Genomic DNA, 17755 nt, shown 5'->3' on the forward strand with positions numbered 1-17755 from the left:
CCCCGCCGTCCCGCACGAACGTGCATATAGAAACGCATTAATGGCCCCTATCGGTACACGTAGTTGAATGACTCTCGCCGAGTCGGACCGCGACCGCGTCGTCGGCGAACTGGGCCGGGAGCCGACGCGCGCCGAGGCCGCGCTGTTCGAGAACCTCTGGAGTGAGCACTGTGCGTACCGCTCGTCGCTCCCCCTGCTCTCCGCCTTCGACTCGGAGAGCGAGGAGGTCGTGATCGGGCCGGGCGACGACGCCGCCGTCGTCGAAGTGGGCGAGGACGTCTACGCCACCTTCGGCGTCGAGTCACACAACCACCCCTCGTACGTCGACCCGTTCGACGGCGCCGCCACCGGCGTCGGGGGCATCGTCCGGGACACCCTCTCGATGGGCGCGTACCCGGTCGCGCTCGCCGACTGCCTCTACTTCGGCGACTTCGAGCGCGAGCACTCGCGCTACCTCCTCGAGGGAGTCGTCGAGGGCATCAGCCACTACGGGAACGCCATCGGCGTCCCCACCGTCGCGGGAAGCACCTCCTTCCACGAGGGCTACGAGGGCAACCCGCTCGTGAACGTCGCCTGCGTCGGCCTCCTCAGCCCCGACCGCCTCGTCACCGCCGAAGCCCAGCGCCCCGGCAACCGCCTCCTCCTCGTCGGCAACAGCACGGGCCGCGACGGCCTCGGCGGTGCGTCCTTCGCCTCCGAGGACCTCGCCGAGGACGCCGAGACCGAGGACCGCCCCGCCGTGCAGGTCGGCGACCCCTACGCGGAGAAGCGCCTCATCGAGGCGAACGAGGAGCTCGTCGACGCCGGCCTCGTCGTCTCCGCGCGCGACCTCGGCGCCGCCGGCTTAGGGGGTGCCTCCTGCGAGCTCGTCGCGAAGGGCCACCTCGGGTGCGCCCTCACCCTCGACGACGTCCACCAGCGCGAGCCCGGGATGAACGAGACCGAGATCCTCCTCGCCGAATCCCAGGAGCGCATGGTCTACGAGGTCGCGCCCGGGAACGTCGAGGCCGTCGCCGAGGTCGCCGAGAAGTACGACCTCGGCTGTTCGGACATCGGCGAGGTCACCGCCGACGGCCGCTACGTCTGCGAGTTCGACGGCGACGTCGTCGTCGACGCGCCCGCCGAGTTCCTCGCGGACGGCGCGCCCCTGAACGACCTCCCGATGACGGAGCCGGAGACGCCCGCGACCGACTACGACCTGCCCGCGCTCGCGGACGCGTTCGAGGCCGTCGTCGCCAGCCCGAACGCCGCCTCGAAGCGCTGGGTCTACCGGCAGTACGACCACGAGGTCGGCGCGCGCACCGCCGTCCGGCCCGGCGAGGACGGCGCGGTCCTCGCGCTCCACGAGCTCGCCGACGCCGGCGTCGACACCGCGGACGCGCCCGGCATCGCGCTCGCTGCGGGTGCGAACCCGAGCTGGACGGCCTGCGAGCCCTACGCGGGCGCCTACGCCACCGCCGTCGAGAACGCCACGAACCTCGCCGCCGTCGGCGCCACCCCGGTCGCCGCCGTCGACTGCCTCAACGGCGGGAACCCCGAGAAATCCGACGTCTACGGCGGCTTCGGCGCGATGGTCGACGGTCTCGCGGACGGCTGTCGCGACCTCTCCGTGCCCGTGGTCGGCGGGAACGTCTCGCTCTACAACGACTCGAACGCCGGCCCGATCCCGCCGACGCCGACGCTCGCCGTCCTCGGCACCGCCGACTCGCTGGACGCGCCCGGCACCGCCTTCGCGGGCGACGGGACGCTCCTCCTCGTCGGCGGCCACGACGAGGGACTCGGCGGCTCCGAACTCCTCGCCGAGTTCGGCGGCACCGACGCCTTCCCCGCCCTCCCCGATGACGCCGGGGACGTCGTCGAGTCGCTCGCGGCCGTCGCGCGCGACGAGCACACCACGGCCGTCCACGACGTCAGCGACGGCGGCCTCGCCGTCGCGCTCGCCGAAGGCCTCACGGCGGACGCGGGCGCGGACGTCTCTGTGCCGTCGCTCGACGCGCTCTTCTCGGAGGCCCCCGGTCGCGCCGTCGTCGAGACGACCGACCCCGAGGGCGTGAACGCGGCGTTCGACGGCGTCGCGGACGTCGTCGAACTCGGCGAAAGCGACGACTCCGGGACGCTCGCGCTCGACGTCGATGAGGAGACGGTCGCGTACGACCACGCCGACGTCGCGGCGTTCCGCGAGACCATCGCGGCGGCGATGGACTGACGACGGCGACGGCCGCCTTTTTGTCGCTCGCCGACGCGAGAGTCGGCATGGCACGCTGGAGGGACACGGACTCGCCGACGCGAACGCTCGCGTGGGCCGTCGGCATCGCGCTCCTCGTCACCGGCTACGTCCACGTCGGCGTCTGGGGCGGGGTGCTCCCCGCGTTCGCGCCCGCCGACGTCGCGGTCGGCGCGCTCGGCGGTCTCGCGGGTGGTGCCGTTCTCGCGTTCGCGGAGGCACACGAGGGGCTCCCCGCCGCCACGGGCGCGTGGCTCGTCCTCCTCCTCACGCTCTGCGTCGGGTTCGTTGCGGGCGCCGCCCTCGCGCCAGCGGCGGCGCTCGCGCTCGTCGTCGCGGCGTGGGCGACCGCGCTCGGCGGCGCGCTCCTCAGAGCCCGAACGCGAGCGGGAGGACGTACGTGAGGAACGCCCCGACCGCGAGGACGACCCCACCGTAGGCGACCTGCGTCTTCGAGTAGGACTGCATCGGCGACGTCGTCCGGCCCTCGTGTGTCGTGTCCATACGCGCCCACGCGGCGAGGAGGCACTTTCCGTTTTCGGAGTGGCCCACGGGACGACCCCCGTCGAGTCAGACACCTTTTCAGGGGGTGGTTTCGTACTACTCGCCATGACTCTCACGAAGCGCGTCATCCCGTGTATCGACGTGGACCTCGACGAGAACGGGGACGCGGCGGTCTACACGGGCGTGAACTTCGAGGACCTCGAGTACACGGGCGACCCCGTCGAGCTCGCGAAGAAGTACAACGAGGCGGGCGCGGACGAGTTCGTCTTCCTCGACATCACGGCGAGCGCGGAGGGCCGCGACACGATGTTGAACGTCGTGGAGAACGTCGCGGACGAGGTGTTCATCCCCCTCACCGTCGGCGGGGGCATCCGCGACACCGACGACATCAAGGAGACGCTGCGCGCGGGCGCCGACAAGGTCTCCATCAACACGGGCGCCCTACAGCGCCCCGAACTCATCACGGAGGGTGCGCGCGCCTTCGGCAGTCAGTGCATCGTCATCAGCGTGGACGCGCGCCGGCGCTTCGACGACGAGGGCGAGCACTACGAGCAGGTGGACGGCGAGTCCTGCTGGTTCGAGTGCACGGTGAAGGGCGGACGCGAGGGCACCGGTATCGACGTCGTCGAGTGGGCGGAGGAGGCCGAGGCGCGCGGCGCGGGCGAGCTCTTCGTGAACTCCATCGACATGGACGGGACGAAGGACGGCTACGACCTCCCGCTCACGAGCGCGGTCTGCGACGCCGTCTCGACGCCCGTCATCGCCTCCTCGGGTTGTGGCGAACCCGAGCACATGCGCGAGGCCTTCGAGTCGGGCGCGGACGCCGCGCTCGCGGCGTCCATCTTCCACTTCGAGGAGTACACCATCGAGGAAGTCAAGGAGTACCTCGACGAGCACGGGATTCCGGTCCGACTGTAAGCCACGCCCGACACGAAGCGCGAGCGCGCCGCACCGGCCCTCGCGATAGGGCGCGGTGGCCCCCCGGCCGTCCCCCGAGGTTTTTTATCAACCGTCTATACTCTCCGCGCGTGTCAGAGCCACCGCACGAGCCGGCGGTGACGCCGGTCTCGCCCGACGGACCCGGTGACGACCCGCCCCCCGTGACGCGTGCCGTCGGCGTCGACACGGCACGCTACGTCGAACTCGCGGGCGCCGGAGACGACGCCGCGTTCCTCGTCTGTCGGCGCGTGCGCGCCGAGGCCGGTGACTCGCACCCACGGCTCCCCGACCGACTCGCGGCCCGACCCGCCGTCGCGGCCGCGCTCGCCTACCTCGGCGACGGCGTCGTGACCGTCCGCGTCCGCACGACGCCCACCGACGCGAGCGCGCTCGTCGCGGACGCGTCGCTCCCGAGGACGTACGAGTACGAGGGGGAAGCGCTCCGATTCGACGTCGCGCGGCCTACCTAGCCGCTTCGAACGCCGTCCGGAACTCGCTCATCTGCTCGTCGACGAGCGCCGCGCCCTGTTCGAGGCAGTCGATGGGGTCCGCGCCCTCCGTCTTCAGCGTCAGGATGGGCTCGGTCTGGCCACCGGACTGCTCGGGGTTCTGGTCGTACGTCGCGGCGGCGACGTCGTCGAGCTCCAGCAGCGCGCCCTTCAGGACGTTCATGAAGGTGTGGTCTTCGCCCGCGATCTCGATAGTCAGCTCCGTCTCCTGCTGTTCGACGACCCGGAGATCCATGTCCTAGAGTTGGTTCTGCGCCGTTTCAACATTGCGGTCGCCCGCGGCGACGTCGGCGTCGCCGCACCGCGAACTCGCGGGCGTTTAAGGGCACGCGCGGCGAGACGCGAGTATATGGTCTCGCCCGCGTTCGTCGCCGGCGCGTCCGCCGCCGTGGCGTGCTGGGGCCTCGTCGTCGTGCTCGTCGCGTTGCGCGCCGTCCGTCCCGGAACCGCGCTGCGCGCCGGCCTCCCCGCCGGGCCGTTCGTCGGCATCGGCGTCGCGTCCGCGCTCGGCCTCCCGCTCGACACCGCGCTCGCCGCCGCCGTCCCGCTCGTCGCGCTCTGCTCGCTCGCGCTCGTCCGCGCGCTCGACGGCGTGACGAGCGCGTGGGGCCGACGCCTCCGCGCGCGCTTCCTCCTCGGCGTCCCGTGGGGCACCCTCCTCTGTGTCCTCGGCGTCGCGGGCTTCTACTGGCTCGTCCAGGGCGGGTGGACCCAGCCCTACGACCCGCTCTCGCTCCCCTTCACCTCGTGGTCCTACCTCTACCCGCTCGGCGTGCTCACCGCGCCGTTCGCGCACGCCGGCCTCGGGCACGTCACCGGGAACCTCCTCGGGACGCTCGTCTACGCGCCGCTCGCCGAGTACGCGTGGAGCCACTATCCGCGCCGGCGCGGCGACGCGACGTTCTCCTCGCTCCGGACGAACCCCTACGCGCGCGTCCTCGCGTTCCCGCTCGCCGTCGCCGGCGTCGCCGTCGCCACGAGCTTCCTCGCGTGGGGGCCGATCATCGGCTTCTCGGGCGTCGTCTTCGCGTTCGGCGCGTTCGCGCTCACGCGCTACCCCGTCGCCACCGTCGCCGCCACCGCCGCGAGCGGCTTCGTCTCCACCGTCTACTACGCCCTGCGCGACCCCATCGTCGTCGCGTCCGCCGGCCCCTCCTACGGCGGCCCGTGGTGGGCGGGCGTCGCCGTGCAGGGCCACGCGACCGGCGTCTTTCTGGGGGTGCTCTGCGGCGCGCTCCTCGTCGCCGCCCGCGACGAGCGCCCCGGCGCGTTCCGCCTCTGGGGCGCGACCATCGTCTACGCCGCGAGCGTCCCCCTCTACGCCATCTGGTGGTATCGCGGCCCCGCCACCTACGTCCTCTATCGCGGCCTCGGCGTCCTCCTCGTCGTCGCGCTCGGCCTCCTCGTCGCCGCCGGCGTCCGCGCGCGCTCGCGCCCGCTCTCCGCGCGCGTCGACCTCGGCGTCACCCGCCGACAGGTCGGCGCGCTCTGCCTCCTCTTCCCGCTCCTCGTCACCGCCGTCGTCGCCGTCCCCGTCAACCTCACCACCGTCGCCGACGGCCCGCCCGCGAACGCCGACGACGCCGTCCACGTCCGCGACTACACCGTCACCTACGCCGAGGACGTCCCGAACGAGCGCGTCGGCGCCATCGACATCGAACTCCTCAACGAGTCCACGGGCGTCAACGCGAGCGGCGTCATCGTCTCGAACCCGGACAGACACCTCTGGACGCAGGCCGTCTCGACAAGCTCGCTCGCGTTCTCCGGCTACGATACCGTCCGCGTCGGCGGCGTCGGCTGGAGCGAGCGCATCGGCGTCAGACGCACCGGGTGGACGCCCGTCGACGCCCCCACCGTCTACCGCGTCGCGATGACGAACGCCACGGGCGCGTGGCACCCCGTCTACGCGTCCGCGAACGCCACCGCCGCGCTCACCATCGACGGCCGGAACGTCACCGTCGGCGCGACCCGCGAGAACTTCTCGCTCGCCGTCATGCGCGCGAACGCGACGCTCGGCAGGGCGGCGATACCCACGGCGAACGCGACGACGCGCGCCGGCGGCCTCACCTTCGCGCGCGACGGCACGCGCATCGTCGCGAGCGACGGCGCGACCCGCGTCACCGTCGCGACCAGGGAGACCTACAGTTAGGCCCACGTGATGCGGAAGACCTCGACGTCGAGGGCCTCGCGCTCTGCGGTGTGGAAGTCGTACTGGTTGGCGAGGTCGAGCTCCGCCGCGAACGCGTGCGTCACCGTGCCGCCCTCGTCGGCCGCGAAGGACTCGACGAACTCGCGGCTCCCGCCGTTGTGGACCGACCACGAGACGCCGCCGAGGTCGGCGGCCGTCGCGAGGAAGCGCCGGTCCGCGTGGCGGTTGCCGTACTGCGCGCCGAACGGCGGGTTCATCACCACCGTCGGGTCGGCACCGACGGAGAGCGGGAGGCGGGTCGCGTCGCCGCGCACCCACGCGACCGACCGTGGGGGGCTGAGGCGGCGTTCGTTCTCGCGCGCCACCGCGAGCGCGCCCGGGTCGACGTCCACGCCGACGACGCGCGACGGCCGACGGAGGGCCGCGCCGAGCGCGAGCATCCCCGTTCCCGTCCCGAGGTCGACGACCACCCCGGAGAGGTCGCCCTGCAGGTCGGCGGTGTGGATGAGGTGCGCCGCGAGGGCCGCCGGCGTCGGGTACTGCTCGCGCGTCACGTCGGGGTCGCGAAAGCCCTCGACGGCCGCGAGTCGCTGCTCGAGCGCGCGCTTCATACCGAGTGAAAGTGGGTCCGCGTGGAAAGCCGCGTCGGTGTCGCCTACGCCGACTCGTCGTACTTGCGGTACCACGTGTGGACGATGGCGCCGACGCCGATACTGCTGATGACGAAGCTGATGAGGCCGCCGACGGCGGGGACGGCCGCGACGAGGCCGGCGAAGACGGCGCCGACGACGAGGTGGCCCCAGCGCGACGTCTCCCAGTCGAGGCCCTCGGCGGCGCGGCCGCCGACGTAGACGTAGACGAGCGCGTCGCCCGCGAACTTCAGGAGGAGGCCGACGACGAGCAGCGGGAGGAGCAGGAGCAGCCCGATGACGGTGATGACGAAGATGATGCCGACGCAGACGAAGACGACGAGCGTCCCGATGCCCCAGAGGAACGACGGAATCGGCTCCTCGTCGACGACGCCGAGCAGGCGCTCGAACCACTCGTCGACGAACGCGAGCAGGAGAGCGCCGACGATGAGCGTCCCGAGGAACGTCCCGACGGCGCGCCCGGCGACGCCGAGCGACTGCTGCACGCCGAACGGGTCGAGCTGTTGGAGCGGGAGAACGAGGGGGTCCATGCCGCCATCGAGGGCGGGCGGAGGCAAAGTGATTGCGGGCGTCGTGCGCACGCAGCGCTCGCCCGCACGCGCCACGTCCGGTCTCACGCCCGTCTCGCGATTCGTGTACCGCTTCGACGGTCGCCCGCGGTGTCGTCGGTCCTACCGACCCGCGCTCACCACGTCCCGTGGAAGGTATCGAAGGAGAGCTCGTCGAGCTCCTTGTTCCCGACCGCGATCTCGTACTCGCCGGGGGTGAGCATCGGCTGTTTGAACTGCGGGCCGTCGTCGGTCGTGATGCGCGGACAGCCGGTGTTGACGTAGGCGTCGAGCCCGAAGTTCGTCAGCCGGTCGGGCGTCACCTCGTCCATCGTCAGGAGGTAGGCGTTCTCGTTGTTCTCGACGATCTCGTTCGCGGTCTCCCAGCGGCCCTGCCCGATCTTCGTGCAGAAGATGACGCCCCACTCCTCGGCGTCCATTGCCTTGTGGACCGCGGCGTAGCGCTGCTTCATGAACTTCTCCGTGTCCGCGAGCGTCACGACGTTGTTCACGGGGTCCGCGATGACGACGTCCTTGTCGGGGTGCTCCATCGCCAGCCCGAGCGGGTGGAACTTCCCGCCGCCGACGTAGAGGATCTGGTCGGCGTCGATGTCGGCCGAAGCGTAGTTACAGCCGAGGACCTGGCCCTCGTGGGTGAGGCGCTCGTCGCCCCGGCGCGTGTGGACGTCGAAGCCCCGCTCCTCGAGGTAGTCGCGCATCTCGTCGAACTTGTTCATGTGCTGGGCGGTCGTGACGAGGCCGACGTCGCCCTTCTCGAGCTCCTCGAGGGACTCCTCCATGATCGGGAGGACATCGACGTTCGAGAAGAGCGGGACGTAGATGATCTTCTCGGACTCCTTCATCGGGGAGTGGCCGAAGTGGGCGAAGACGTCCGTCCGGCGCATCATGTACGTGTCGAGGTCGCAGGCGCCGTAGCAGGGCTTCCCGGAGATCATCACGCGCGTGTCGTCGGGGAGGAGCTCCCGGAGGTCATCGGCGACGTGCGGCGCGCGGCGCTTCAGCCCCTCGGGGAACTGCAGGCCGACCTTCTCGGCGTCGCGCTCCTCGACGGCCTCGACGATGCGGTCGAGTTCGTAGTCCCACGTTCGGTCGTGCTTGAGCGACATCCCAGTGTTCCGGAGGTCGCCCGCCGACCGCTCGTCCTGACTCATTGCCCTCGTGTACTGCGTCGCGCCGTATAACCTCGGCGTTCCGGGTGACGCCCGCCCTCGCGTGCGGCCCCGCGCGAACTTGACCGCCCTGAGTACCCAGCCACGGCCGTTAATTCACTCGAGGGCGTGGCGGCAGTCGGAGGAGACAGTGAACGAGGGCGAAGACACGGCCGACGGCACCGAGTTCGACTACTGCGCGAACTGCGGCGCCGAACTCGGGACGGACGAGTGGCAACCGATCTCGACCAGGGAGAGCGAGAGCGGCGCGCTCTCCTTCGACGCGTTCTGCGACGAGAGCTGTCGCGACAGCTACACCCGGGCGCTCGACGCCGAGGAGTGAGGGCGCTCCCGGAACGCTTAGGGCGGGCGCACGCACACGTCCGTCCATGACGACGAGCGACTGGGGCGACTGGCTCCCCCGCGAGATCGCGGACGCCGACCCGGACGGCGTCGACGCGTGGTACCTCGGCTGTAACGGCTTCGTCCTGAAGGCGAGCGACGGCACCACCGTCCTCGTCGACCCGTACGTCGGCACGGGCAGTCCGCCGCGGACGATTCGGATGATTCCGGTGCCGTTCGACCCCGACGACGTCGAGCACGCGGACGCGGTGTTCGCGACCCACGAGCACACCGACCACGTCGACGAGGGGAGTCAGGCGCCGATACTCGAAGCCACGGGCGCGGACTACTACGCGCCGGACGACTCCCTCGACGTCGTCGCCGAGGAGGACTGGCAAGCCGACTACGACATCGGCGACGACCAGCTCGTCGAGGTCGCGGAGGGCGACACCCTCGACGTCGGGTCCTTCACCGTCCACGTCGTCGAGACCGACGACGCCGACGCCACCCACCCCGTCGGCTACGTCTTCGAGCACGACGCCGGGACGTTCTTCCACGCGGGCGACAGCAAGCCGAGCGACTCCTTCAGTGACGTGGGCGAGCGCTTCGACATCGACGCGGCCGCGCTCGCGTTCGGCACCGTCGGGAACGTCCCGGACAAGGAGACGGGCGTGCCCGCCCGCACGCGCTGGTACAACGACGAGAACCAGATCATCGAGTGCGCGAGCGACCTCCGGGTGGACCGCCTCGTCCCGACGCACTACGACATGTGGAAGGGGCTGACGGCGGACCCGACGGTCCTCCACCACCACGCGAAGAGCTTCGCGTACCCTCGCGACCTCGAAATCGTCGAAATCGGCGACCGGATCACCCTCTGAGGCGCGCCGAGCGGCCGCGAACCCGCACACGGCGTTGCGCGTCCCTATTTCTCGCCGGCCGCGCCGGCGGACAGTGTGGAGGTGTCTCACGCAATCTGTAAGCCGCCGCGTCCCGTGTGTCCGACAACGATGGAGCCAGTCACCGTCGCCGTCCCGCGCAAGGGCCGCCCGCTCGAAGCCGTCTTGGACCGGCTCGCGGGCCATCCGTCCGCCCAACGGGTCGTCGAGGACGTGACTGAGACGCTCCGCCACGAGAAGGCCGTGACGAAGGGGAAGGCGACGCCGGATGCGGGCGTCTACGAGCGCCTCGCCGCGTACAGCGACCCCGCGGACCCCTACGAGGCCGACTACACGCTCCTGCGCGACGACCGGGCGGGCAAGCCCCGCCGCGTCGTCTTCGACAGCCTCACGCTCGACGTCGCGGACGTCCCCGTTCGGCTGGTGGGACGCGAGGAGCCGTTCCGCGCGCTGCGCAAACACGAGTTCGCGCTCGGTTTCGACAGCGCCGACCTCGTCCTCGAGGAGGTCGTCGGCCTCCGCGAGGAACCCCTCCAGTCCATCGCGGACGTGAACGAGCGCATCGACCCGCAGGACACGGACGTCCGCGTCGTCACCGGCCTCGGTGACACGGTGTACCACACCCTGATGGGCGACCGCGACGCGCTCGGCGTCGACGCGCTGGACCGGGCGTTCCTCGAGGCGTACGAGGGGACGCTCTGCATCTCGCCGCGCTACGAGCGCCTCGTGGAGGCCGTCATCGGCCTCGACGCACTCGACGGCGTGGAGTTCGTCTACCCCGAGGAGGGCGAGGAGGAGGAGGCCGCAATCGCCGACGCCGGTCTCGGCGTCTACCTCACCGTCACCGGGTCGACCGCCCGCGCGCACGGCCTCTCGCTCGGCGAGCGCCTCTTCCCGAGCGAAACCGTCCTCATGGAGAACGAGAGCGAGATGCGTACGGACGCGCTCGCGGCGGTACGCGACGCGATTGCCGCCGGCGTCGACACCGAGCTCCCGGTCGCCTGAGCGGAGTTCGGCACCTGCGAACACGGCACGTCCTCGGGAATCAAGGCTATACGTCCGGCCCTCCTACCCCTCACGTATGTCTACCCTCCGACTGGACCCCCACGTCCACTCGGACGCCTCCTACGACGGCCACGAGCCCGTGGAGCTCATCCTCGAGCACGCCGCCGACATCGGTCTGGACGGCGTCGTCATCACCGACCACGACGAGATCGACGCGTCGCTCCGCGCCGCCCGCCTCGCGCCCGACTACGGGCTGGTGGGCGTCCCCGGCGTCGAGGTCTCCACGAAACACGGCCACCTGCTCGCCATCGGCGTCACCGAGTGCCCCGACCCCGGGATGGGGTATCGCGAGACCGCCGACGCCGTCCGCGAACTGGGCGGCGTCGCGGTCGCCGCACACCCCTTCCAGCGGAGTCGCCACGGCGTCAAGCGCCGCCACCTCGTCCCGGACGAGCCCTCGGCCGACCCCCCCGTGGACGCCGTCGAGGTCTACAACTCGATGCTGTTCACGGGCTACCGGAACCGCCGCGCGCGGCGGTTCGCGCGCGCTCGCGGCCTCCCCGGTATCGGCTCGAGCGACGCCCACTACCTGATGAACGTCGGGCGCGCCTACACCGAGGTCGAGGTCCCCGGCCCGGACGCGCCCGCGAACGTCGACTACGAGGCCGTCGTCGACGCGATTCGCACCGGCGCGACCGCCGTCGACGGCGGACGCACGCCCGTCCGCCGGAGCGCCAGCCAGTACGCGAAGGGCGCCGTCAGGAAGAGCGTCTTCACGGTCACGTCGCGCGCGCCGTTCGTCCCCGCGTACCCGGTGTCGATGCGCGAGCTCCGGGGTTAGTGCTCGACGCCGAGGTCCTTCGCGCGCTGGGCGGCGAGGTCGGCCACCTGCTCGACCGTGAGGTCGGACTGGTTCGCGAGCACGCGACAGAGCATCCCGAGCTGCCGTGACGCCGTCTGCTGGAGCTCGCGCGGGTCGTCCGTGTCGTTCCCGAAGAAGAACTCGTTCTCCCCGTCGTCGGTGAGGAGTCCGAGGTAGACGGACGTCAGGTCGTCGCGTTCGAGCGCTTCCGTGGCCTGCTCGCGGACCTCCTCGAACTGCGTCGTCTCGCTCTCGCTCATACCCACCGATGGGGTGGCGCGCTCAAAAGCCCACGGCTCCCGGTGGCCGCCGCGCGCTCGCCGGCGACTCGCGCGCGGAGCGTGCCGCATCCAAACCACTTTTAATCGCTCCTGACCGTGTGTTCAGTAAATGGGTCTCTACGTGTCCGACACCGACCGGCTAGCGGACGCGCCGTCGCGCGGAGGACGACGATGGGCGTAGTCAGCTACGTTCGGCGGCTCTTCTCGGTCGACCGACGCGTTCTCGTGCTCGCGCTCGCGCGAGCGATGGATTCGCTGGGCAACTCCTTCCTCATCGTCGTCCTCCCGCTGTTCATCGGCGACGTCATCGCGGGCGGGGCGACCAGCGGCGTCACCGTCGGCATCGGCGGCTTCGACGTCACGCTCGCGGAGAGCCTCGCGGTCGGCGTCGTCCTCTCGATGTTCGGGTTTCTCAACAGCTTCGGCCAGCCGTTCACCGGTCGCTGGTCGGACCGGACGCAGAAACGCCGCGCGTTCGTCCTCTTCGGCCTCGGCGTCCTCGCCGTGACGAACGTCGCGTACGCCTTCGCGGGGAGCTACCTCCAGTTGTTCGTCATTCGCGCGCTCCAGGGCTTCGGCGTCGCGTTCACCGTGCCCGCCACCATCGCGCTCGTGAACGAACTCGCCACCGACGACACCCGTGGGAACAACATGGGCGTCTTCAACACCTTCCGCCTGCTCGGCTTCGGCCTCGGCCCCATCTTCGCGGGCGGCCTCGTCCACAGCGGCCCCTACTTCGGCGGCGCCCTCACCGGCTACAACGCCGCGTTCACCATCGCCGCCGCCGGCGCGCTCCTCAGTTTCGTCCTCGTCACGCTGCTCGTCGAGGACCCCGAGACCGTCGAGGCCGACGCGGGCGACGACCTCTCGATAGCCGTCCTCGACCACGAGCGCGAGGGGAAGTTCCTCGACCCCGTCTTCACGCTCGGCGTCGCCTCGCTCTTCATGGCCATCGGCATCGCGCTCCTCGCCGCCATCGAGACGCAGGTGAACGCCCGTCTCGACCAGACCGCGTTCCTGTTCGGCATCGAGTTCGCGGCGTTCGTCCTCGCACAGGTCCTCCTGCAGGCCCCGATCGGCGACGCGAGCGACACCTATGGGCGCAAGCCGTTCGTCCTCGGCGGCCTCCTGTTGCTCGCGCCGGCGACGCTCGCACAGGGCTTCGTCACCGAACCGTGGATGATGATCGTCGCGCGCTTCGTGCAGGGAATCGCTGGCGCCGCCGTCTTCGCGCCCGCGATGGCGCTCGCCGGCGACTACGCGCGCGCCGGCCAGTCCGGCACCCAGCTCTCCGTGCTCACGATGGCGTTCGGCCTCGGCGTCGCCATCGGCCCGCTGGTCTCCGGCGCGCTCGCCGCCATCTCCTACGCGACGCCGTTCGTCCTCGGCGGCGTCCTCGCCCTCCTCGGCGCGATACTCGTCCACACGCAGGTCGAGGACACGGTGCGCGACGACGACGCCCCCGAGGCCGTCGCGGGCGACTAGCGGTAGAGGGAGACGTAGAGCGTCGCGAACCCGACGATGAACGGGAGCGTCGCGCCGATCTCGAAGACGGGGCCGGTCGGGAGCTGGTCGGAGAGCACGGTCAGCCCGACGCCCATGCTGACGAACGCGAAGCCGATGAAGGCGTACTCGAGGCGCCGCGTCCCGTTGCGCCGATAGGCCTGAAAGCTGATGAGCGTCAGTCCGAGCGTGAGCGCGAAGAGCACGAGGCGGAGCGCGACGAGGACGATGCTCGCGAGCGTCATCGGTCGCTTCGACGTTCGTCACCGAACGCATAAACGTACCCGTTCTGTCGGTTCGGCGCGCGGCCGTGGCTCGCGCGCGCTCGCCCCCGCATCACTCACCACCGAGTTCCGACCAGAGGTCGCTGAAGCGGTCCGCGAGGTCGTCCTCGCGGCGGACCTCGACGACGTACTCGTCACCCTCGAGGCGGACGGAGAGCTCCTCGAACGTCGCGGCGTAGCGCTTGTAGTGGTTGCCGTCGGGCGCGACGGCAGTCCGTGCGGTGACCAGCTCGCAGGACTGCAGGTCGTCGAGGCGCCGGTAGACGGTGGGGAGCGAGACGTCGAGCGCGTCCGCGAGCTCCTTCGCGGAGCGCGGTTCGTCGTTCACGGCGGCGAGCACCGCGCGAGCGCGCGGGTCGCCGAGCGCGTCGAGTAGGTCGTCGGCCCCCACGGGTGACACTGTTCGAGTCGTCGGTACCCCGCTAGATGAAGCTTTCTCAAAGCGTGAAACCACTCTCCGTTCCTTAACTATCCGCGCGGCGTCGTACGGGGCATGAAGGAGCACTGGGGAGGGACGGTGGAATCGTCCGGGTCGGCGCCCGAGGAGATTACCGTCGAGAGCCTGCTGCGCGAACTCGACGCCGACGCGTCGAGCGACGAGGCGGCCGTGCGGCCCGCCGAGCTGCTCGAGGACGCGCTGGTGTCGCTGGACGCGGACGCCGAGGGCTTTCGCTTCGACGAGGACATCGTCAAGCACAGCCTCGACGAACTCCTCCTCGTCCTCATCGCCGCGCGCGCCGACGGGACGCACGGCAAGCAGCTGATGGACGACCTCGACCAGCGCTTCGACGCGCGACTCAGCCCCGGCACCGTCTACCCGCGCCTCCACGACATGGACGCGGAGGGCACGGTCGCCGTCCGCGAGATGGTGCGCACGAAGGAGTACACGATTTCGGACGACGCCGAAGCGGAGGCGCGCGTGCGCGAGGCGATGCTCCAGCACCTCGCTATCGGTCGCTTCCTCGAGCGCGCGCTGGCCGACGGCGACCTCTTCTAGACCGGTACCTATTTCGTTCGCTCGTCGCCCATTTTCGAGGGAATGCGACAGCTGCTCTGGTGGCTCATCGGCGGGTCGCGTGGCGGGAAGAACCGCCTACGCATCGTCCGCGCCCTCCAGCGCCGACCGATGAACACGAACCAGCTGTCGAACGAACTCGAGTTGAACTACAAGACCGTCCAGCACCACCTCGAGGTGCTGGAGGAGAACGACGTCGTCACGACGCGCGGAGACAACTACGGCAAGATGTACTTCCTCACAGACGCACTGACCGAGAACCTCGACATCCTCGAGGAGATCGCCGAACAGGCCGACATCGACATCGATGACGCGTAACGTCACACCGCTGGCGAAGACGGCGCTCGTCGTCGCGCTCGCGGGAGTGTGCGGCGCGCTCGCGGGTCTCCTCGCCCCGAGCGTCCCGCTCCCACCGGAGCTGTCGAACTCGCTCGTGGAAACGCTCGTCCGCGTGAAGTTCGGCGTCGCGACGTTCAACCTCGCGGTGCTCGTCGCGCTCGTCGCCGCGTACGTCGACGTCTACCGCGACCTCCCGAACAAGTACACGCTCAGCCTCCTCGTGACGAGTCTGGCGCTCCTGCTCTACGCACTCTCCGCGAACCCGCTCGTCGCGCTCCTCTTCGGCTTCCCGCCGCATCCGGCGCTCGGGCCGTTCGGCTTCCTCCCGGACGTCTTCGTGGCAGTCGCCATCGTCGTCCTCTTCTACCAGAGCCAGACGTAAGTCCGGGGATGCCGGGATGCGTCGCGCGTTCAGCGTCGCGGCGGCGCCGCGAGCGTCCCCGAACGCCGCGACTTCTCCGCCGAATTTGTGCCTCCGTTGTGCCTAACTCCGGCGTAATCTCGGAAATTTGACTTTAGGAGGCGTGTCGTTCGGGCGAGTGTGCAGACGCTATCCATCGCACCGCCGCTCGCGACACACGACCCGAGCGGCACCGACGCATCGCATCGGACACCGACCGTCGCCCTCGCGGAGGTGACGCGGGCGTGAGACGGACGTGGCGGAGCGCCGCCCTCGCTGTGCTCGTCGTCGCGAGCGCGCTCACCGGGGCTGTCACGGCCGTGAGCGCCGACCAACCGGACGTACAGCTCTCCTCGGTCACCGTCTCGCCGGACGACCCCACGACCGGCGAATCGGTCACTGTCGAGACGACGATTTCGAACCTCGCGAGCACGAACGGGACCGTCGACGTGACGGCCGTCTACCTGCGGAAGTCCGGACGCTCGACGGAGTACGGACGCACCACTGACGTCGGCTCCATCGCGCCCGGTAGCACCCTCACCGTGCCGCTGACGGCGTCCTTCGACAGCGCGGGCGAGCAGCGCCTCACCGTCCACGTCACCGTCCGCGACGCCGACGGTGAGCACACGAGCTACGAGTACCCGGTGTCGGTCGACGTCGAGGACCCCGTCGTGAAGGCCGGCCTCTCGACGACCACGAACGACTCCGGGCGGACGACGGCGACGCTAACGAACTACGGGAACGTGAACTTCACCGACGTCGCCATCGAGACGCTCGCGGACGGTGACGTCCTCGACAGCCAGTACACCTTCGACGTCGACCCCGCCGAGAGCCGGAGCGTCGCCTTCGACACCGAGGGCTACGACGCCGACACCGTCACGTTCCGCGCGAGCTACACCGCGAACGGCGAGACGCACGAGACCACGCGCACCGTCGCCCTCGAACACGAGGTCACCGGGCGGATCCGGCTGACCGGCGTCGAGGCGACGCAGAGCGGGTCGACCGTCACGCTCGACGGCGACGCCGCGAACGTCGGCGGGACGGACGTCGACTCCCTCCTCGTCAGCGTGCAGGACTCGGGGAGCGTCGCGCCGTCCGGCGGCGCCGGCGAGTACTTCGTCGGCTCCGTGGACGCGAGCGAGTTCGCGACCTTCGAGCTCGACGCCTCGGTTAGCGGGGACGTCACGTCGATTCCCGTCGAACTCACCTATCTCGTCGGCGGCGAGCGCGTGACGACGACACAAAGCATCAGCGTCGCCTCGACCGGCGGCGCGTCGACGAACCAGTCCGCCGGTGCGTCGGGTGCGCCGAGCGGGATGAGCGGCCCGCCGGCGTCGAGCGGAAGCGGCGGCATCGTCGCCACGCTCACCAGCGGCCCCGCCCTCGTCGGGCTGGTCGCCGTGCTCGTCGCCCTCGGCGGCGGCCTCTACTACCTCTGGAACCGCGAATGAGCGTCATCGAACTCGACTCCGTGGTCAAGCGCTACGAGAGCGGCCCCGAGACCGTCGTCGCGCTGAAGGACGTTGACTTCCACGCCGAGCGCGGCGAGATGGTCGTCGTCACCGGCCCGTCCGGGAGCGGGAAGAGCACGATGCTCAACATGATCGGCCTGCTCGACACGCCGAGCGAAGGAACTGTCCACCTCGACGGCCGCGACGTCACGGACGCGAGCGAGGACGAACGCACCGAGGAGCGCCGCTCGGAGCTCGGGTTCGTCTTTCAGGACTTCCACCTCCTCCCGATGCTGAACGCCGTCGAGAACGTCGAACTCCCCTCGATGTGGGACACGGACGTCGACCGACACGAGCGCGCGATTGCCCTCCTGAAACGCGTCGGCCTCGGCGAGCGCCTCGACCACACCCCGGACGAGCTCTCCGGCGGCCAACAGCAGCGCGTCGCCATCGCGCGCTCGCTCATCAACGAACCGGACGTCCTCCTCGCGGACGAACCCACCGGGAACCTCGATCAGGCGACCGGCCGCACCATCCTCGACGAGATGGCGCGACTGAAGGAGGAGGAGAACATCGCCATCGTCGCGATCACGCACGACGAGCAGATGGCGGCGTACGCCGACCGCGTCGTCCGCATCGTCGACGGGGTGGTACAGTGAGCCTCCTCTGGCGCTTCCCGAGCGTC

The 17755-nt window shown here is 70.5% G+C and carries 23 protein-coding genes; 15 read left to right on the forward strand and 8 right to left on the reverse strand.

All coding sequences use genetic code 11. From position 1 onward, the window contains the following. Positions 1–67 precede the first annotated feature (67 nt). Together purL and EFA46_RS09805 are read left to right on the forward strand one after the other, a co-directional pair. Positions 68–2206: a phosphoribosylformylglycinamidine synthase subunit PurL gene (gene purL / locus EFA46_RS09800; RefSeq protein ID WP_123076254.1), complete on the forward strand. Its 2139-nt coding sequence runs from the start codon at positions 68–70 to the stop codon at positions 2204–2206. 47 nt (positions 2207–2253) lie between these two features. Further along, positions 2254–2628, forward strand: a complete 375-nt coding sequence (locus EFA46_RS09805) for a hypothetical protein (RefSeq protein WP_123076252.1) — start codon at positions 2254–2256, stop codon at positions 2626–2628. Here the strand turns inward: EFA46_RS09805 and EFA46_RS16220 are convergent. Beyond that, on the reverse strand, positions 2594–2728 hold the full coding sequence (locus tag EFA46_RS16220; protein WP_255494059.1) for a hypothetical protein: 135 nt from the start codon (positions 2726–2728) through the stop codon (positions 2594–2596). The two genes, EFA46_RS09805 and EFA46_RS16220, sit on opposite strands and share 35 nt — an antisense overlap. A gap of 105 nt (positions 2729–2833) precedes the next feature. On the opposite strand from EFA46_RS16220, the gene hisF reads away from it, so the two are divergent. After that, complete coding sequence (gene hisF, locus EFA46_RS09810) at positions 2834–3646, forward strand: imidazole glycerol phosphate synthase subunit HisF (RefSeq protein ID WP_123076248.1); 813 nt, start codon at positions 2834–2836, stop codon at positions 3644–3646. A 110-nt stretch (positions 3647–3756) separates the two neighbouring features. Beyond that, on the forward strand, positions 3757–4137 hold the full coding sequence (locus EFA46_RS09815) for a hypothetical protein (protein WP_123076246.1): 381 nt from the start codon (positions 3757–3759) through the stop codon (positions 4135–4137). Here EFA46_RS09815 and EFA46_RS09820 read toward each other — a convergent pair. Further along, the gene (locus EFA46_RS09820) at positions 4130–4411 is read right to left on the reverse strand and encodes a DNA-directed RNA polymerase subunit L (RefSeq protein WP_123076244.1); all 282 of its coding nucleotides are present in this window, start codon (positions 4409–4411) and stop codon (positions 4130–4132) included. The two genes, EFA46_RS09815 and EFA46_RS09820, sit on opposite strands and share 8 nt — an antisense overlap. 114 nt (positions 4412–4525) lie before the next feature. On the opposite strand from EFA46_RS09820, the gene EFA46_RS09825 reads away from it, so the two are divergent. Continuing rightward, complete coding sequence (locus EFA46_RS09825) at positions 4526–6325, forward strand: rhomboid family intramembrane serine protease (RefSeq protein WP_255494060.1); 1800 nt, start codon at positions 4526–4528, stop codon at positions 6323–6325. On the opposite strand, the gene EFA46_RS09830 is transcribed toward EFA46_RS09825, so the two are convergent. The 3 genes from EFA46_RS09830 to dph2 form a co-directional block, all read right to left on the reverse strand. Continuing rightward, on the reverse strand, positions 6322–6936 hold the full coding sequence (locus EFA46_RS09830; RefSeq protein WP_123076242.1) for an METTL5 family protein: 615 nt from the start codon (positions 6934–6936) through the stop codon (positions 6322–6324). The two genes, EFA46_RS09825 and EFA46_RS09830, sit on opposite strands and share 4 nt — an antisense overlap. 44 nt (positions 6937–6980) lie before the next feature. Beyond that, on the reverse strand, positions 6981–7505 hold the full coding sequence (locus tag EFA46_RS09835; protein ID WP_123076240.1) for a hypothetical protein: 525 nt from the start codon (positions 7503–7505) through the stop codon (positions 6981–6983). A gap of 155 nt (positions 7506–7660) precedes the next feature. Continuing rightward, positions 7661–8695: a diphthamide biosynthesis enzyme Dph2 gene (gene dph2, locus EFA46_RS09840; protein ID WP_123076238.1), complete on the reverse strand. Its 1035-nt coding sequence runs from the start codon at positions 8693–8695 to the stop codon at positions 7661–7663. Positions 8696–8843: 148 nt separating this feature from the next. Here dph2 and EFA46_RS09845 point away from each other — a divergent pair, with 148 nt between their 5' ends. The 4 genes from EFA46_RS09845 (at position 8844) to EFA46_RS09860 (ending at position 11776) form a co-directional block, all read left to right on the forward strand. Next, complete coding sequence (locus EFA46_RS09845) at positions 8844–9035, forward strand: hypothetical protein (protein WP_123076236.1); 192 nt, start codon at positions 8844–8846, stop codon at positions 9033–9035. Between the two features lie 46 nt (positions 9036–9081). Beyond that, positions 9082–9912: an MBL fold metallo-hydrolase gene (locus EFA46_RS09850; protein ID WP_123076234.1), complete on the forward strand. Its 831-nt coding sequence runs from the start codon at positions 9082–9084 to the stop codon at positions 9910–9912. A gap of 129 nt (positions 9913–10041) precedes the next feature. Continuing rightward, positions 10042–10935, forward strand: coding sequence for a hypothetical protein (locus EFA46_RS09855; RefSeq protein ID WP_123076232.1), 894 nt, complete (start codon positions 10042–10044; stop codon positions 10933–10935). Between the two features lie 76 nt (positions 10936–11011). Beyond that, positions 11012–11776 carry a PHP domain-containing protein gene (locus tag EFA46_RS09860; protein WP_123076230.1) on the forward strand — a complete coding sequence of 255 codons (765 nt, stop codon included), beginning with the start codon at positions 11012–11014 and terminating at the stop codon, positions 11774–11776. Here EFA46_RS09860 and EFA46_RS09865 read toward each other — a convergent pair. Next, positions 11773–12057 carry a hypothetical protein gene (locus tag EFA46_RS09865; RefSeq protein WP_123076228.1) on the reverse strand — a complete coding sequence of 95 codons (285 nt, stop codon included), beginning with the start codon at positions 12055–12057 and terminating at the stop codon, positions 11773–11775. The two genes, EFA46_RS09860 and EFA46_RS09865, sit on opposite strands and share 4 nt — an antisense overlap. Positions 12058–12249: 192 nt before the next feature. Here EFA46_RS09865 and EFA46_RS09870 point away from each other — a divergent pair, with 192 nt between their 5' ends. Then, positions 12250–13563: an MFS transporter gene (locus EFA46_RS09870; RefSeq protein WP_123076226.1), complete on the forward strand. Its 1314-nt coding sequence runs from the start codon at positions 12250–12252 to the stop codon at positions 13561–13563. On the opposite strand, the gene EFA46_RS09875 is transcribed toward EFA46_RS09870, so the two are convergent. Together EFA46_RS09875 and EFA46_RS09880 are read right to left on the reverse strand one after the other, a co-directional pair. Beyond that, positions 13560–13826: a hypothetical protein gene (locus EFA46_RS09875; protein WP_123076224.1), complete on the reverse strand. Its 267-nt coding sequence runs from the start codon at positions 13824–13826 to the stop codon at positions 13560–13562. The two genes, EFA46_RS09870 and EFA46_RS09875, sit on opposite strands and share 4 nt — an antisense overlap. Positions 13827–13917: 91 nt before the next feature. Next, positions 13918–14265 (reverse strand): winged helix-turn-helix domain-containing protein, encoded by a 348-nt coding sequence (locus tag EFA46_RS09880; protein ID WP_123076222.1) that lies wholly within the window; start codon positions 14263–14265, stop codon positions 13918–13920. Positions 14266–14358: 93 nt separating this feature from the next. Here EFA46_RS09880 and EFA46_RS09885 point away from each other — a divergent pair, with 93 nt between their 5' ends. From EFA46_RS09885 to EFA46_RS09905, 5 genes are all read left to right on the forward strand, one after another. Beyond that, positions 14359–14862 (forward strand): PadR family transcriptional regulator, encoded by a 504-nt coding sequence (locus EFA46_RS09885; RefSeq protein WP_123076220.1) that lies wholly within the window; start codon positions 14359–14361, stop codon positions 14860–14862. A gap of 42 nt (positions 14863–14904) precedes the next feature. Beyond that, the gene (locus EFA46_RS09890; protein WP_123076218.1) at positions 14905–15198 is read left to right on the forward strand and encodes a winged helix-turn-helix domain-containing protein; all 294 of its coding nucleotides are present in this window, start codon (positions 14905–14907) and stop codon (positions 15196–15198) included. Next, positions 15188–15601 (forward strand): hypothetical protein, encoded by a 414-nt coding sequence (locus EFA46_RS09895; protein ID WP_255494061.1) that lies wholly within the window; start codon positions 15188–15190, stop codon positions 15599–15601. The genes EFA46_RS09890 and EFA46_RS09895 overlap by 11 nt, the downstream gene beginning before the upstream one ends. 263 nt (positions 15602–15864) lie before the next feature. Further along, positions 15865–17070, forward strand: a complete 1206-nt coding sequence (locus EFA46_RS09900; RefSeq protein WP_148040659.1) for a CARDB domain-containing protein — start codon at positions 15865–15867, stop codon at positions 17068–17070. After that, positions 17067–17729: an ABC transporter ATP-binding protein gene (locus EFA46_RS09905; protein WP_123076215.1), complete on the forward strand. Its 663-nt coding sequence runs from the start codon at positions 17067–17069 to the stop codon at positions 17727–17729. The genes EFA46_RS09900 and EFA46_RS09905 overlap by 4 nt, the downstream gene beginning before the upstream one ends. The last annotated feature ends 26 nt before the right edge of the window (positions 17730–17755 follow it).

Source organism: Halarchaeum sp. CBA1220, from assembly GCF_003721175.2.
Taxonomy (GTDB): domain Archaea; phylum Halobacteriota; class Halobacteria; order Halobacteriales; family Halobacteriaceae; genus Halarchaeum; species Halarchaeum grantii.